This window comes from Pseudomonas glycinis, assembly GCF_054871425.1.
The window spans coordinates 1-16,062 of sequence record NZ_JBTYHF010000014.1 but is presented as its reverse complement, the minus strand read 5'-3'; the positions used below and the strand labels follow the sequence as shown (position 1 = coordinate 16,062).

At 61.7% G+C, this 16,062-nt stretch carries 13 protein-coding genes; 8 read left to right on the top strand and 5 right to left on the bottom strand.

From position 1 onward, the window contains the following. Positions 1-61: 61 nt before the first annotated feature. The 4 genes from ACYSTU_RS25830 to ACYSTU_RS25815 form a co-directional block, all read right to left on the bottom strand. On the bottom strand, positions 62-1,027 hold the full coding sequence (locus tag ACYSTU_RS25830; protein WP_499002460.1) for a Gfo/Idh/MocA family protein: 966 nt from the start codon (positions 1,025-1,027) through the stop codon (positions 62-64). A gap of 9 nt (positions 1,028-1,036) precedes the next feature. Beyond that, positions 1,037-1,924 (bottom strand): Dyp-type peroxidase, encoded by an 888-nt coding sequence (locus tag ACYSTU_RS25825; protein WP_499002457.1) that lies wholly within the window; start codon positions 1,922-1,924, stop codon positions 1,037-1,039. A gap of 74 nt (positions 1,925-1,998) precedes the next feature. Then, positions 1,999-2,736 carry a DUF72 domain-containing protein gene (locus ACYSTU_RS25820; protein WP_499002454.1) on the bottom strand — a complete coding sequence of 246 codons (738 nt, stop codon included), beginning with the start codon at positions 2,734-2,736 and terminating at the stop codon, positions 1,999-2,001. Between the two features lie 10 nt (positions 2,737-2,746). Further along, positions 2,747-4,534, bottom strand: a complete 1,788-nt coding sequence (locus ACYSTU_RS25815; RefSeq protein WP_024012702.1) for a thiamine pyrophosphate-requiring protein — start codon at positions 4,532-4,534, stop codon at positions 2,747-2,749. Positions 4,535-4,713: 179 nt separating this feature from the next. On the opposite strand from ACYSTU_RS25815, the gene ACYSTU_RS25810 reads away from it, so the two are divergent. The 4 genes from ACYSTU_RS25810 to ACYSTU_RS25795 all read left to right on the top strand — a co-directional run bounded on the left by ACYSTU_RS25810 (position 4,714) and on the right by ACYSTU_RS25795 (position 10,049). Beyond that, a complete protein-coding gene (locus ACYSTU_RS25810) occupies positions 4,714-5,217 on the top strand; it encodes a cupin (protein WP_136493528.1) in 504 nt (167 codons plus the stop codon). Positions 5,218-5,449: 232 nt separating this feature from the next. After that, the gene (yghU, locus tag ACYSTU_RS25805) at positions 5,450-6,289 is read left to right on the top strand and encodes a glutathione-dependent disulfide-bond oxidoreductase (RefSeq protein ID WP_499002450.1); all 840 of its coding nucleotides are present in this window, start codon (positions 5,450-5,452) and stop codon (positions 6,287-6,289) included. Positions 6,290-6,559: 270 nt separating this feature from the next. Next, positions 6,560-8,728 (top strand): TonB-dependent siderophore receptor, encoded by a 2,169-nt coding sequence (locus ACYSTU_RS25800; protein WP_499002448.1) that lies wholly within the window; start codon positions 6,560-6,562, stop codon positions 8,726-8,728. Positions 8,729-8,855: 127 nt separating this feature from the next. Next, positions 8,856-10,049: a GAF domain-containing sensor histidine kinase gene (locus ACYSTU_RS25795; protein WP_499002445.1), complete on the top strand. Its 1,194-nt coding sequence runs from the start codon at positions 8,856-8,858 to the stop codon at positions 10,047-10,049. 8 nt (positions 10,050-10,057) lie between these two features. On the opposite strand, the gene ACYSTU_RS25790 is transcribed toward ACYSTU_RS25795, so the two are convergent. Then, positions 10,058-10,990 (bottom strand): helix-turn-helix transcriptional regulator, encoded by a 933-nt coding sequence (locus ACYSTU_RS25790; protein ID WP_024012697.1) that lies wholly within the window; start codon positions 10,988-10,990, stop codon positions 10,058-10,060. Positions 10,991-11,531: 541 nt separating this feature from the next. On the opposite strand from ACYSTU_RS25790, the gene ACYSTU_RS25785 reads away from it, so the two are divergent. The 4 genes from ACYSTU_RS25785 to ACYSTU_RS25770 all read left to right on the top strand — a co-directional run bounded on the left by ACYSTU_RS25785 (position 11,532) and on the right by ACYSTU_RS25770 (position 15,454). Then, on the top strand, positions 11,532-12,881 hold the full coding sequence (locus tag ACYSTU_RS25785; protein WP_016774438.1) for an MFS transporter: 1,350 nt from the start codon (positions 11,532-11,534) through the stop codon (positions 12,879-12,881). 99 nt (positions 12,882-12,980) lie between these two features. Then, the gene (locus ACYSTU_RS25780; protein WP_186569808.1) at positions 12,981-13,673 is read left to right on the top strand and encodes a fumarylacetoacetate hydrolase family protein; all 693 of its coding nucleotides are present in this window, start codon (positions 12,981-12,983) and stop codon (positions 13,671-13,673) included. Between the two features lie 34 nt (positions 13,674-13,707). Beyond that, on the top strand, positions 13,708-14,466 hold the full coding sequence (locus ACYSTU_RS25775) for an SDR family oxidoreductase (RefSeq protein ID WP_073474868.1): 759 nt from the start codon (positions 13,708-13,710) through the stop codon (positions 14,464-14,466). Between the two features lie 31 nt (positions 14,467-14,497). Next, on the top strand, positions 14,498-15,454 hold the full coding sequence (locus tag ACYSTU_RS25770; RefSeq protein WP_499002438.1) for a 2-hydroxyacid dehydrogenase: 957 nt from the start codon (positions 14,498-14,500) through the stop codon (positions 15,452-15,454). Positions 15,455-16,062: the final 608 nt, after the last annotated feature.

The window sequence follows — 16,062 nt, the reverse complement described above, 5'->3', positions numbered from 1 at the left end:
CTCCGTGACTGACACACCGCTTTCGCGAGCAGGCTCGCTCCCACAGGGGATTGTGAGCTATTCAGCGTTTGAGGATCTCGTCCATTACCCAGTCGGTCTTGACGGCTTGCCCGGCCACGGCGGGATGCTGTGAATCACCCCGAATATGCGCATTCATCCCCAGCACGTGATGCCACTGAATATGCTCGTGATGAGCGATCTCCAGGCTGATCTGCTCATCGGCATCCAGCTGCACCGGATGCTCGTCAAACACCGAAAACCCGATGCGCCCTTTGCTGCCGATAATCTCGACCCGATCTTCACGCCGGTCCGCAACAAAGTTCCAGCAGCCCGTGCCCAACGCCCCGGAGGCGAATCTCCAAGTGGCGCTGACCGCATCTTCCGCCGCGTACAAACCTGCCTGACGCGCGGTGAAACCGGCGACTTCAACGATGTCGCCAAGCAGATACTGGAACAGGTCCAAGCCATGGCTGGCCAGGTCGGCAAAGTAGCCGCCGCCCGCCACCGCCGGGTCGGTGCGCCAATTATCGCGACCCTCAAGATCAGCCGGCGACGGTGCTTTGGTCAGCGTCCAGCTCAGATGGCGGACATCGCCGATGCGACCCTCCTCCAGCCATTGCCGCACCTGGGCGAAGCGCGGCAGCGAGCGGCGGTAATAGGAGACGAACAAGTGCAGACCGGCAGCGGCAAACGCTTGCTGCATCTCGCGGCTTTGCCCGGCGTTGAGTGCCATGGGCTTTTCCACGCAGCAATGCTTGCCGGCGGCGGCGACTTTAAGGCTGTAGGCGTGGTGGCTGTCGGGTGGTGTGGCGATGTACACCGCGTCGACTTCGGGATCGTTGATCAGCGCATCGACATCGGTATAGACGCGGCTGATGCCGTGGCGCGCGGCGTAGTCGGTCACCGCTTCGAGACGTCGGCCCATCACTGCGACCAGTGCCGAACCGGGCGCCTTGTAAAAGGCCGGTCCGCTCTTGCGTTCAGCGACACTGCCGCAACCGATCATGCCCCAGCGCACCACGTTCATGTGCAGTCCTCAGCCGATGCGCAGCGCGCGCAGATCAAGACGTCCGTCCTTGAGCGGCGGGCACCAGTAGTAGCCGCCGGTGATTGGCCGGCTGATCTGGTACAAGCCATCGGCAATACCGTCTTCCAGACCGCTCATACGGCGCAGCTGCGCTTCGAAGGCATCGAGGGAGAAACCGAAAGCGAGGAACATCAAACCGGCACGATCGCCTTCGATCCACGGCATCGAACGGCGCACGACGAAGGCTTCCGGCGCGAAGCTCTCTTGCGCGGTGCGTTTGACGTGGGCGGAGATCGGCGCGTCGTCGATTTCTTCGTTATCGCTCAAGCGCCGTCCCATGATGTCGTCCTTGGCGCCGGCAGACAGGCGATGAAAACCCTTGAGGTCGTGCTGCCACTGCTGGATCGCGGCGAAGCTGCCACCGACCAGCCCGTCCGCGCCACTGCTAAGCAGCGCGGCGGCGACAGCGGCATCATCGTGCGGGTTTTCCGTGCCGTCCTCGTACCCGGTGAGGTCGTGGCCGTCCATGTGGCGGAAGGCTTCCTGCATCTCGACCAGACGCAAGGCCGGGGCCAGCGCGGCTTCGATAGCGTTGCAACGGTTGAGCAGTTCACCACGGTCGACACCGTGCAGCCAGATCCACAGGGCATGCTGGGTCGACGGGTTATTCACGCCAACGCCGGTCAGCGCCGGGAAGCTGCGCAGGCCAGCGATTTCGACATTCAGCGCCTTGGTCAACAACTCACCAAAGCCAACCACCGCCGACTTGCCATCCACCAGCATCAGCAGGCTGTCGATCGCTTGCGGCAAGGCTTCAACCGACGCCAGGGCGAAAAACAGGTGACGTGCTTGCGCAGGAACAGGGGTAGCGAGAATGCCCGGCTGGTAGTAACTCATGTGAACTCCTTGAAAAAGTGCGCGGAGTTTACCTGTAGCCGGATCGTTTGTGTGGGTGGCGAGAGCGTCGTCGTTCAGCGTTCAACGCCTTCGATCAACGCCTTCAAAGCCAGTGCATCGGCGGTGGCGGCACCGCTGGCGGTGTTGTCGAAGATGCACCAGATGTCTCTGCCGTCGGCCTTCGCGCGCCGCAGGTTCTGAGCAAGCTGTTGCAGATAGGCCGCTTCATAAGCGCTGTGATAAATCCGTGGCGAGCCGTGCAGGCGCCAATACTGCAGGCCTTGCCAGCCAGCCGGTGCGGTGTCGCTGCTGATCCGCGAGGGATCGACCACCGCCTGGGCAATCTGCAGCTCCACCAGCATTGCCTCAGCCTCAGTCCACGATTCGTGTCGCGGCTCCAGCACTACACTGCCCGTGAACCGCTCGCGCAGGGCATGAAAAAACGCCTCGGCCACCGGCGCATCGAAGGCAAGTTTGGGTGGCAGTTGCACCAGCAGGCAGCCGAGTCGATCACCCAAGCCCTGGCATTGCCCGAGAAACTCATCGAGCGCGGCCGCGCTGTCCGCCAGCCGCTGTTCATGGGTGATGAGCTTCGGCACTTTCACGGCGAAGCGAAAGTCCGGCGCTACCGAGTCGGCCCAGCGTTCGTAGGTCTGACGCCGATGCGGGCGGTAGAACGAGCTGTTGATTTCCACACAGTTGAAGCGCGCGGCGTAGCGTTGCAGGTGCGTGCCTTCGGCGGGGAATGCCGGCCAGTGCTCGCGCCCGAGACTCCAGCCGGCGCAACCGATGTAGATGGTTGACTCGTTCAAGCGCACACCGTCATTTCTTCCCGGGCAACACGGCGCCCAACACCTGCTTGGCGGTCTGCACGATCACCCCGGCTTCGTCCGGATCGCCCTTGAGCAGGGTCGTGGCGAATTTCTTCGCTTGCTCAAGCTTGATGTGCGGCGGCAACGGCGGCACGTTCGGGTCGGTCTTGAACTCGATCAGCACCGGCACTTCCGAGGCGAGTGCCTGTTCCCACGCAGCGGCGACCTCTTCCTCGCGATCAACGAAAATGCCCTTGAGGCCGATGGAAATCGCGAACAGGTGATACGGCACATCAGGAATGCTCTGCGACGCTTCGAATTTGGGATCACCCTCCATTACCCGCTGCTCCCAGGTGACCTGGTTGAGGTCTTCATTGTTGAACACCGCGCAGATCCATTTCGGGCTCTGCCATTGCCGCCAGTATTTGGCGACAGTGATCAGCTCGGCCATGTTGTTCATCTGCATCGCGCCGTCGCCGACCAGGGCAATGACCGGGCGTTCCGGGAAGGCGAACTTGGCCGCGATCGCATAGGGCACCGCCGCGCCCATCGAGGCCAGGCCACCGGACAACGAGCATTTCATGCCGCGACGGATTTTCAAGTCACGGGCGAACCAGTTGGCGCAGGAGCCGGAGTCGCTGGTGATAATGGCTTGCTCGGGCAAACGCGGTGACAACTCGTAGACCACTCGTTGCGGGTTGACCGGATCGGCTTTGGCCATGGCGCGTTTTTCCAGGGTTTTCTCCCAGCTGCTGCGCCAGCCTTCGATCTTCTTGCGCCATTTGTTCGAGGTTTTCTGTTCCAGCAAGGGCAGCAACGCGGCGAGGGTTTCCGCTGAATCGCCGACCAGATTGACCTCCATCGGATAACGCAGGCTGAGCATGTCCGGCTGCAAGTCGATCTGCACGCCGCGCGCCTGGCCTTCCTTGGGCAGAAACTCGGAATACGGGAAGCCCGAACCGATCATCAGCAAGGTGTCGCACTCGCTCATCAGCTTGTAGCTGGGCTCGGTGCCGAGCAGGCCGATGCTGCCGGTGACCCACTGCAAATCGTCTGGCAATGCGGCTTTGCCCAACAACGCCTTGGCGACGCCCGCGCCGAGCTTTTCCGCCACGGCGATGACCAGATCGGTCGCCTCCAGCGCACCGGCACCGACCAGAATCGCGACTTTCTCGCCGCTGTTCAGTACCTCGGCGGCGCGTTGCAGATCGGCGGCATAAGGAACGACTTTCGGCTTGCTGTACCCGACGCCGGAATGCGCGGTGCCATGGGCGCGCGCCGGTTGTTCGTAAGGCAGATCCTGCAAGTCATTGGGCAGAATCAACGCGGTGACGCGGCGCTCGCCGACCGCAGTGCGCACCGCGCGATCAAGCAGATGGCGCACTTGCGACGGCGCCGAAGCCTGCTGCACAAACGCACCGGCGACATCCTTGAACATCGACACCAGATCCAGTTCCTGCTGGTAGTGACTGCCCAGCGCCGTACGCGCCTGCTGACCGACAATGGCCAGCACCGGCATGTGATCCATGCGCGCGTCGTAGAGGCCGGTGATCAGGTGCGAGGCGCCGGGACCCGAGGTGGCGATGCACACGCCCAGCTCGCCGGTGAACTTGGCGTGGGCCGAGGCCATGAACGCAGCCATTTCCTCGTGCCGTGCCTGAACGAATTCGATCTTGCCTTTGGCCCGGCTCATGGCGCCGAACACGCCGTTGATGCCATCCCCCGGATAACCAAAAATTCGCGTGACGCCCCATTCGCTGAGCCGCTCAACCAGAAAATCACCAACTGTCATCGTCATCTTGACCCTCGCCATTTACCGCTGCATGGACATGTAAGGGTCTGGACAGCCCGCTGCGCGATGAAGTTTCGCTGGATTGTCCGGGCATGGCTCAGGCGCCGTGTTTGCGCGGGAATGATTTTTTGAGGCGTGCGCCCTGCTCTGTGGTCGATTGAGAAATGATCGAAGGAGGATGGGCCATGACTGATGTGCAAACCCTGCTGCTTCAACGCAATGACTGGGTGCCGAACAATCCGCGTTTGCCGGTGCTGATCTACCGCCGCGCGTTGGCCATCGAAGGCGACGATCCGGCCGCGCGCTTCGAGCAGACGTTCGGTGCCAATGGCTGGCCGGCGCAGTGGCGCTACGGCATTTATGACTATCACCACTATCACACTGAAGGCCACGAAGTGCTTGGCGTGGCGGCCGGTCAGGCGCGGTTGATGTTGGGCGGGCCTGACGGCCAAGTCGTCGACGTCAGCGCCGGTGATGTGCTGTTGCTGCCGGCCGGGACCGGGCACTGCAATCTGGGCTCGAGCGAGGACTTTCTGGTGGTCGGTGCTTATCCGCCGGGGCAGCAGGCGGATATTTGCCGGGCCGCGCCGAGTGATGCGCAGTTGGCGCGGATTGCGGGGCTGGCGTTTCCTGAGACAGATCCGGTGCAGGGACTCGGGGGTGCGGTTGGGCGGTATTGGAGCTGTTAGGCGCGGCGACCCTGCCGACGCTTTCGCGAGCAGGCTCGCTCCCACGGGAGATTTGTGCCTGACTCCGAACCTGTGGGAGCTGGCTTGCCAGCGATTGCGGTGGGTCAGCCAATATTGATGCTGGATGTGCCGTCGTCATCGCTGGCAAGCCAGCTCCCACAAGGTAGTGTTCTCAATCCTTTCGAGATACGGTGTCTACCTGTTCTCTCCCAGCATCGACGAGGTCCGTTTCATGAGCAATGCGTCTTACGTTCCGCCCAAGGTGTGGAAACACGAAGCCCCTTCCGGCGGCCACTTCGCCAGCATCAACCGGCCGATCGCCGGGCCGACCCACGATAAGGAACTGCCGGTCGGCAAGCATCCGCTGCAACTGTATTCGCTGGCCACGCCCAACGGTGTCAAAGTCACCATCATGCTCGAAGAGCTGCTCGCACTCGGCCACAGCGAGGCCGAGTACGATGCGTGGCTGATCCGCATTGGCGAGGGCGATCAGTTCTCCAGCGGTTTTGTCGAGGTCAACCCGAACTCGAAAATCCCGGCGCTGCTGGATCGCAGCGTCGAGCCGCCGATCCGGGTGTTCGAGTCCGGTTCGATCCTGCTGTATCTGGCGGAAAAGTTCGGCGCCTTGCTGCCCAAGGATCCGGCCGGTCGCACCGAAACCCTCAACTGGCTGTTCTGGCAAATGGGCTCGGCGCCGTACCTGGGCGGCGGTTTCGGGCACTTCTACGCGTATGCGCCGGAGAAGCTCGAATACCCGATCAACCGCTTCACCATGGAAGCCAAACGGCAGCTGGATGTGCTCAACCGCCGTCTCGCTGATAACGCCTATCTGGCCGGCGACGATTACACCATCGCCGACATCGCCGTGTGGCCCTGGTACGGGCAACTGGTGCGCAACAACGTTTACTCGGCGGCGGAATTTCTCGCGGCGCATGAATACACCCATGTGCAGCGCTGGGCCGAAGCAATCGCCAAGCGGCCAGCGGTCATGCGTGGGCAGCGAGTGAATCGCACCTGGGGTGATGAAGACAGTCAGGTGCCGGAGCGGCATGGGGCGAAGGATCTGGACTGATTTCAAAAAAACCGCATAACCCTGTGGGAGCGAGCCTGCTCGCGAAAGCGGAGTATCAGACAACGCATCTGTTGAATGACACACCGCCTTCGCGAGCAGGCTCGCTCCCACATTTGCGTCCGAAGGCCATCGAATCCAATTGTGAAAAAATCATTAACTAACTGACTCGTACGGGTTTATTCCCCCGGAAACTTCCGACATACTAATGCGAATAATTCTTACATGCACTCGCATTAGTTTCGTTTGGGTAAATCTTGGGGAAGCAGATAGATGTCGTTTCACACCATTCACCGCCGCTCGAACCTTTCACCTAACCTCCTCGCAATCGCCATCGGCATGGCCAGCATCGCTCCTGCGTTGGCTGAAGAAACCGCAGCCACTGCGCCCACCAATGGCCCGCTGGAACTGCAAGCGACCGAAATCGGCGCTACGCAGATGAGCAGCACCACCGAAGACACGCAGTCCTACACCACCGGCCCGATGCAGACCGCGACCAAGCTGTCGCTGACCATGCGCGAAACGCCGCAGGCGGTGACGGTGATCACTCGCCAGCGCATGGACGACCAGAACATGACCAGCGTCAACGACGTGGTGCGTGGCACGCCGGGGCTGTTTCTCAGCGAGGCCAGCGGCCCGGGGCGGCAGACTTACAAGGCGCGTGGTTTCGACATCGACAACATCATGTACGACGGCCTGCCCAGCTCGTATTCGCCGTACACCCTGGCGGTGCAACCGAACCTGGCGATGTTTGATCGCGTGGAAATCGTCCGTGGCGCGACCGGCCTGGTCACCGGTGCCGGCAACCCGTCGGCGGCGATCAACATGGTGCGCAAACGCCCGACCGCCGATCAGCGCGTGACCCTCACCGGCGCCGCCGGCAGCTGGGATGACTACCGTGGCGAGGTCGATGCCTCCAGCCCGCTGAACGACAGCGGCACCCTGCGTGGCCGGGTGGTGACGTCGTATCAGGGCGCCGACAGTTTTCGCGACAAGGAAGAAAACGATCACGGCCTGTTCTACGCCATCGGTGAAGCCGACCTGAGCGACAGCACCACGGCGACCCTCGGTTTCTCCCGGCAGAACGATCAGACCAATTATTTCTGGGGCGGCCTGCCGATCGGCGAAGACGGCCACCACCTCGACCTGCCCCGCTCCACTTACCCGGGCACCGACTGGGAAAACCGCAAGCTGCAAGTCGACACCGTATTCGGTGAAGTCGAACACCGTTTCGACAACGACTGGAAACTGCACCTCGGCGGTTCCACTTCGACAACCGAAGGCGAATTCTCCGGCACGTATTTGTCGCGCTACGACGGCCCGCTGGAAACCACCGCCTACCAATCGCACCACACCGACAAGCAACGCGCCTTCGATGGGTTCGCCAGCGGCCCGTTCGAAGCGTTCGGCCGTACCCACGAGTTGGTAGTCGGCGCCAGCAATCGCGTGTACGACGCCACCACCAAGGAATACGCGCCCTACGACACCGGCCTGCCGATCGCCGCGCCCAAGCCTGACTTCGTCCGTAGCGGCAAGTCGCGCAACGTCACCACCCAGGACGCGGTTTACCTGACCACGCGCTTGAGCCTGGCCGACCCGCTGACGTTGATTCTCGGCAGTCGTCTGGACTGGTATGACTACGACGATCGCAGTGCCGACGGTGACTTCAAGGTCACGCGCAACCTGACCCGTTACGCTGGCCTGATCTACAAACTCGACGACCATCACTCGGTTTACGCCAGCTACACCGACATCTTCACCCCGCAAACCCAGAAGGACCTCGGCGGCAAAGTGCTTGAGCCGATCGTCGGTGAAAACTACGAAGTCGGTATCAAGGGCGAATATTTCGACGGCGCGCTGAACGGCAGCGTGGCAGTGTTCCAGATGGACCAGACCAACCGCGCCACTCAGGCAGCGACCCAGCTAGGCTGCCCGGAACTGACCTGCTACGAAACCTCCGGCAAGGTTCGCGCCCAAGGCGTGGACATGGAACTGCAAGGTGCACTGACCGAGCAATGGCAAGTCGGCGCCGGCTACACCTACACCCGCGCCCACTACATCAAGGACGAAAACCCAGCGAACAATAACCAGAAATTCGACACCGACATGCCCGAGCACCTGTTCAAGGTCTCGACCGTGTACCGCTTCAAAGGCCCGCTGGAAAAACTGCGCGTGGGCGGCAACGTCTACTGGCAGAGCCGCATGTACAACGACATCTCCCTGGCCAATGGCGGCAGCTATCGTCTCGAACAGGGTGGCTACGCGGTCACCGACCTGATGGCCGGTTACGAGGTCAACAAGCACCTCGACCTGCAGGTCAATGCCAACAACATCTTTGACCGCAAGTACTATTCCTCCATCGGCACCGACGTGACCTGGGGCTCGACCGATAACTACGGCACCCCGCGCAGCTACATGATGACCGCCAAGTACAAGTTCTGAGGCGATAGCGCTCAGCAAGCACCACACAGGGCGCCGGGAGTTTTCCCGGTGCCCTTTTTTGCAGGTTCATTAGGCAAGGCCGGTAATTACCGATAGTCTCTGGCGACACTTTCGCGAAGCACCGGCCATGTCCCAGACAGATTTCTCCTCCGACCTCGAAGCCATCGGCAGCATTGACGCTGTGCCGGTGATCCTGAGCATGGTCAAGCATATGACCGGCATGCGCTTCGCCGCCGTAGCGCGGGTCACCGAGAGCAAGTGGATCGCCTGCGCCGTGGATGATTCGATTGACTTCGGCCTGTTGCCCGGCGGCGAACTGGTGCTGGAATCGACGATTTGTCATGAGATCCGTCAGCACCATCAGCCGGTGATCTTCGGCCATGCCAGCCAGCACCCGCTGTTCTCCACGCATCACACGCCGAAAACCTACGGTCTGGAAAGCTACATTTCCATTCCGATCATCAAGGCCGATGGCGAGTTCTTCGGCACGCTGTGCGCCATTGATTCGGTGCCGGCGAACCTTGACGACCCGGCCATCGAAAAGACCCTCACCCTCTTCGCCCAACTGATTGCGATGAGCCTGGATACCCAAGGCCATTTGCACGCGACCAAAACCGCGCTGGCCGATGCCAACGAAATGGGCCGTCTGCGCGAGCAGTTCATCGCCGTTCTGGGCCATGACTTGCGCACGCCACTCAGTGCCATCCGCATGAGTGCCGATCTGCTGGACAGCAAAGTCGAGGACAAGCGCTCGCGCACGCTGCTGTCGGCGATTCGCACCAGCTCGGTGCGCATGGGCGTGCTGATCGAAAACATCCTCGATTTTGCCCGGGGTCGGCTCGGCAGTGGCATCCCGGTGCAGCGCAAACTGGTCGATGACTTGCAGCAAACGCTGCGCCAGACCCTGGAAGAAATCCAGGTGGCTTACCCGCAGGCGAAGTTTATTGATTCGCTTGAGGTACCGGCCGGGGTCTATTGCGACCCGCTGCGGATCAGCCAGTTGTTGTCGAATCTGCTGGGCAACGCCGTGACCCACGGTTCCATTGCCGAGCCGATCTTGCTCAAGGCGTTTGCCGAGGGCGACGAGATCGTCATTTCGCTGACCAACCAGGGCACGCCGATCCCGCCTGCGCTGATGCCGCTGCTGTTCGAACCGTTTTCCCGTTCCGAAGCAGGCCAGCGTCATGAAGGGTTGGGACTGGGCTTGTACATCGCCGGGCAGATTGCCAATGCGCACAACGGCACCTTGAGCGTGACATCCGACCGTGAAACGGGCACCTGTTTTGTCGCGCGCTTCCCTGCCCGCTTCAAGTGGGTCTGAGCGCCGCTCTAAGTATTCAGCGGCGTCTGCGGCGTGTCCGGGTTGAGCTGGCGGCGGCGGAACTGCCCCGGTGGCTGGCCATGAATCTGGCGAAACCGCCGGGAGAAATAGGCCTCATCGGCGAACCCGCACAACCGCGCCACCTCGCCCACCGAGCGCGTGCTGTTGAGGAGGAAGTTGCGCGCCGCGTGCATGCGCCGCTCCAGCACCAGCTCGGTGAAGGTCTTGCCGATCTCTTTGCGCAGCCAGTGCGTCAGGTAGGTCGGTGACAGATAGGTCGCAGCGGCGACTTTGATCAGGTTGAGGTCAGGATCGGCGATGTTCTTCCGCAAATACTCGAACATGCGGCTCAAGGCGTCGCGACGACTGTTCTCGGCGGCATTCTCTTCCGCCAGACGCTTGAGCGGCTCGGCGTAGAGAAAACACACGCTACCGATCATCTGCAGCAACAAGCCCTTGAGCATTTCCCGCGTGCCGAACTGACGGTTCTCATCGAGTGCGCGCATCTGTTCGATCAGGCCGCAGACCTGAGCGAAATCCTCATCGCCCAAAATGAAATCCAGATGTTCCTGAAAGCGGAACGGCGACAGCTCGGGCGCGAGCAGGATCGACACCTCTTCCAGATCCATCGGGTCGCATTGCAGATGCGGCAAGAGAAACGTCTGGGAAAAATTGATGACGATGAAATTGCTGTCTGCGGGATGCGGAATCACATGCACGCGGTGCGGCAGGATGAACGCCAGGGTGTTGCGCGGGAATGGCCGCTGGACGCTGCCGATGTGCTGCACGGTGTCGCCACCGAGGTTGATCTGGATCTGGAAGTACTCGTGCCGGTGAGGCGCGGTTTCGGCGCGACGACCCTTTTTGTCGCGAATGTAGAAATCGGTCAATTCGCTGCGTTGCTGCATGACGTAAGTCGGGATACGGCTGGGTGAAGACATGGGCAGAAGGTCCTCCGGGCAGTGAGGTAGCGCCTGTCATCTTGCAGGGTTGGGCGGTGGGCGGCAATGAGTCATACGATGACATTGGCTTTTTTGAAAGAAGCCTCGCGATGAGCCTGTCCAAAAAGCGCATTAGCTTAAAAACAGTGATAGTTGTTATTTTTCAGTTGCTTGCGATTTAAATCTGATCTGTATTCTCAAGACAAATCGTATTTATCTTTTTGGACACGTTCGCCAAATCCACTTTTTTCAAGAAAAAACGTTCTAACCCATCGGTTGATTTAGAACCGTTGTACGACCACTGTAATGACCAACGCAGCCCAACCTCTTTCAAAAACAATCAAAGGTGCGCACGTCATGATCCTGCTATTTCCCCTCGCCGCCCCGCCCGACCTCCCCTTGAAATCAATTGCACAAAGACGTTCCTGAACGTCTGAAAGCCGCGCTGCAACCCGTTCGATTGCCTTGCCCCACACGTTGCGGGCAACGGCATCGGCTGCTCGAAAAATCTCGATTCTTCTAACAATAACGAGGTCTCCGCATGTCCAACTCCCATTCTTCCAGTGCCACGGTGCCGCCGGTGATTGCCGGTGCACGCGATGCCGTTACGACGCAGCGTCTGCCTACCCGGCGGCGCTGGTTCATGCTGTCGTTGCTGCTGATCGCGACGATCATCAATTACATCGACCGGGTGAACATCTCGATCGCCGCGCCGTTCATGGCCAAGGATTTGGGCCTGGACAAGATCGAGATGGGCCTGATCTTCTCCGCGTTCGCCTGGACCTATGCCTTGGCACTGGTGCCGGCCGGCTTCATCGCTGATCGGTTTGGCTCGCGCTTCACCTACGGCGTTTCGCTGATCAGCTGGTCGACCGTCACCGTTTGCCAGGGTTTCGCCACGGGATTTGCCTCGCTGTTCGGCCTGCGCCTGGCGGTCGGCGCCATGGAAGCCCCGGCTTTTCCGGCCAACAGCCGCGCGGTGACGGTGTGGTTCCCGGCGCGGGAACGCGGGATGGCCAGCAGCATTTACGTGTGCGGTCAGTACCTCGGCACGGCGCTGTTCACCGGCGCGCTGTTGTGGCTGGCGACCACTTTTGACTGGCGCCACGTGTTCTACAGCACCGGCGCACTCGGCATCGTCTTCGGTGTGCTGTGGCTGTACCTGTATCGCGATCCGCTGAACTGCAAGAAAGTCAGCCAGGAAGAATTGAAGTACATCGAAACCGGCGGCGGCCTGGTCAAGAGCAGCCAGGAGCGCACGCGTTTCAACTGGCGGCAGATCGCCGAGCTGTTCAGCTACCGGCAGATCTGGGCGATCTGCATCGGCAAATTCGCCAGCACCTCGGCGCTGTACTTCTTCCTCACCTGGTTCCCGACCTACCTGATCGAAGAACGCAAACTGACCATGATCAAGGCCGGGATCTTCGCCGTGCTGCCCTTCGTCGGTGCCACGGTGGGGATTCTGCTGGCCGGCATCGTTTCCGACCTGCTGATCCGTCGCGGCTACTCGATGTCGTTTGCGCGCAAGTTGCCGCTGGTGGTCGGTTCGATGCTGGGCATGTCGATCGTGCTGGTGAATTTCACCGACTCCAACCTGATCTGCATCGCCGTGCTGACCATCGCCTTCTTCGCCCAAGGCATCGCGTCCTCGTCGTGGGCGGCGGTATCGGAAGTGGCGCCAAAAGAGCTGATCGGCCTCACCGGCGGCATTACCAGCCTGGCGGCGAACATCGGCGGCATCGTCACGCCGATCGTGATCGGCGCCATCGTCCACGCCACCGGCACCTTCGCCTATGCCTTCTGGTTTATTGGCGGCGTGGCGCTGATCGGCACCCTCTCCTACTCGTTACTGCTCGGGCGCCTGTATCGCATCGAGCTGAAGGTGCGCTGAGGCGAAATACCCGGATTTGTCCAAACGCAGGCGGCTTTCGTCCAACTTCACCGACGCCAGCCGCCGTACGCTGCCCTTTCAAACAGGATGACCCGCAGGATGAACATGACTGAATACGTCTTTACCCCGGATCTGCCCGTGACCTTGCCGGTACTCGGCACCGAGCAGCGCTTCCCCGTTGGCCGGGTGTTCTGTGTCGGCCGCAACTACCCATGGCCGGACACTCAAGGCCAGTCGCGCCAGCCGCCAGTGTTTTTCATGAAACCGGCAAGTTGCGTGGTCGATGCCGTCGGCGACGTCGCCTTCCCCTCAGTGTGCGAGGACTTCGTTCACGAAATCGAACTGGTCGTAGCCATCGGTGAAGGCGGCGCCAATATCCCCGAGGATCAAGCGCTCGCCTACGTGTGGGGCTACGCCGCCGGCCTCGACCTGACCCGCCGCGATGTGCAACGCGCAGCCAAGAGCAACGGCTTGCCGTGGGAAGGCGCCAAGGTGTTCGACGGCGCCGCGCCGATGACTGCCGTCGTCCCGGTGAGCCGCAGCGGCCATCCCGAGGGCGAGTTGTGGCTGAACGTCAACGGCGAAGAACGCCAGCGCGACAATCTCGACAGCCAGATCTGGTCGGTCAGTGAAGTAATCGCGCGCATCTCGCAATCCGTGGCCCTGCGCGCCGGCGACCTGATCATGACCGGCAGCCCCGCCGGCGTTGACAGCCTGCAACCGGGCGATGTGATCAGCGCCGGCATCGACGGCATCGGCCACCTGGAAATGCGCGTCGGCCCACGGCCCTGATTCCAGCGCATTGAGAAAAAAGGAGAACAACACTATGACGACCCCTTTGAAAGTTGCGCTGGTGACCGGCGCCGGCAGTGGCATCGGCCGCGCCGTGGCGCTGGGCCTGATGGCTGACGGTTTCACCCTTGTGCTCGCCGGACGCCGGCCCGAGCCCTTGCAAGCGCTGGTCGAACTGGCGCTGAGCCAGGGTCACCAAGCACTGGCGGTACCCACCGACGTGCGTGATCCGGCCAGTGTCGACGTGCTGTTCGCGACCATTGCCGAGGTCTACGGGCGCCTCGATGTGGTCTTCAACAACGCCGGCGTCAACGCCCCCGCCGTGCCGCTGGATGAACTGACCTTCGAGCAGTGGCGCAACGTGATCGACACCAACCTCAACGGTGTCTTTCTGTGCGCTCGCGGCGCGTTTGGGCTGATGCGCAAACAACAGCCGCAGGGCGGACGAATCATCAACAACGGTTCGATTTCCGCACACACGCCGCGTCCGTTCAGCAGCGCCTACACCGCGAGCAAACACGCCGTGCTCGGCCTGACCAAATCCCTGGCGCTGGACGGCCGCGAATTCAACATCGCCTGCAGCCAGATCGACATCGGCAATGCCCTGACGGAAATGTCGGTGCGCATGACCAAAGGCGTACGCCAGGCCAACGGGAGCATCGCCGTCGAGCCGATGGTCGACGTCAAACACGTCGCCGATGCAGTGCGCTACATCGCCGGCCTGCCGCTGTCGGCCAACGTCCTGAACATGACCGTCATGGCCAGCGCCATGCCGTTTGCCGGCCGCGGTTGAGCCGGCCTTTTTATTGCGTAACGAGGTAGCCATGAAGCCAGAAATCCTGCAACTCAGCCCGATCCTGATCCCGGAAATCAACGCGCGTCTGGACGAACTGTTCACCGTACGCCGCTACTTCCAGCAAGCGGACAAACCCGCCTACATAAAGGAACACGGCGCCAGCATTCGTGGCGTCATCACCGGCGGCCACACCGGCATCAGCCAGGCGCTGATGGCGCAACTGCCGAACCTGGAAGTCGTCGCGGTCAACGGCGTCGGCACCGACGCCGTCGATCTGGCCTACGCCCGCGATCGCGGCATCCGCGTGACCGCCACCATCGGCGCCCTCACCGAAGACGTCGCCGACCTCGCCATCGGCCTGCTCATCTCGGTCTGTCGCGGCCTGTGCACCAGCGACCGCTACGTGCGCTCCGGCCAATGGCCGCAAAGCCCGACCCCACTCGCCCCGCTGCCCTTGGCCCGACAAGTCTCCGGCATGCGCATCGGCATCGTCGGCATGGGCCGCGTCGGCCGCGCCATCGCCATCCGCGCCGCCGCCTTCGGCTGCCCGATCAGCTACACCGACCTGCAACCGATGAGCGACGTCCCCCACACCTTCGTCGCCGACCTCAAACAACTGGCCCGCGACAGCGACGCCCTGATCCTCGCCGCCGCGGCGGACAAGGGCGAAGCGATCATCGACGCGCCAGTGCTGCAAGCGCTGGGCAAGGACGGTTACCTGGTCAACGTCGCCCGGGGCAAACTGGTGAATGAGGCGGATCTGGTAGCCGCGCTTTCGGCTGGGGAAATCGCCGGAGCTGGGCTGGATGTGTTTGTCGATGAACCGAATGTGCCTGAAGCGTTGTTTGCTAATGAACAAGTGGTGCTGCAACCGCATCGGGCCAGCGCCACACTTCAGACACGCACGCGGATGGGGGAAATGGTGGTGGCCAGTCTGGTTGATACGTTTGCGGGGAAAGTGCCGGTTGGGTGTGTGACGGGGTGAACGGGTTCCGGAGCGCTGTTCGTGATCGCGGCGCACACCGCCTTCGCGAGCAGGCTCGCTCCCACAGGTTTGATTGCGTACATTCAGTGAGAAATGGGGCGTCTGTCAGGCCGCCTTCGCTGGCAAGCCAGCTCCCACGGTTTTTTGTGGCGTGGACAGGAACTGGTCAACACCCAACGTCCAATGCAGGCTTGCTCTCAACAGAAAAGCAAAAGCAAAGGCCAGATCAAAAGATCGCAGCCTTCGGCAGCTCCTACAGTTGGATCGCGTTCCGCTCAAGAACAGGTCGGCTGTCAGGCCGCCTTCGCGAGCAAGCTCGCTCCCACAGAAAAGCAAAAGCAAACCAAGCAGGCCGTCCCGCCACCCAACACGATGAGCGCAAGCTCGAGTAGCTTTTGATCCTGGAGCCCGTCGGCAGGCTGAGTGGAGGGATTGATCCGGGGGTGGGAGCGCAGCGACCGTCTGGCGCAGCCAGACACAGCGGAAGGAGGTGCAGCGAAGCAAACCGTAGCCGCTGCGCCCGGATCGATTCCGGAGCGAAGGAACCCCGAGCTCCAGCGAGCGGGCCGAACGTCAGGGCGAAGCCTTTTTGGGTACTTTTTCGGCGT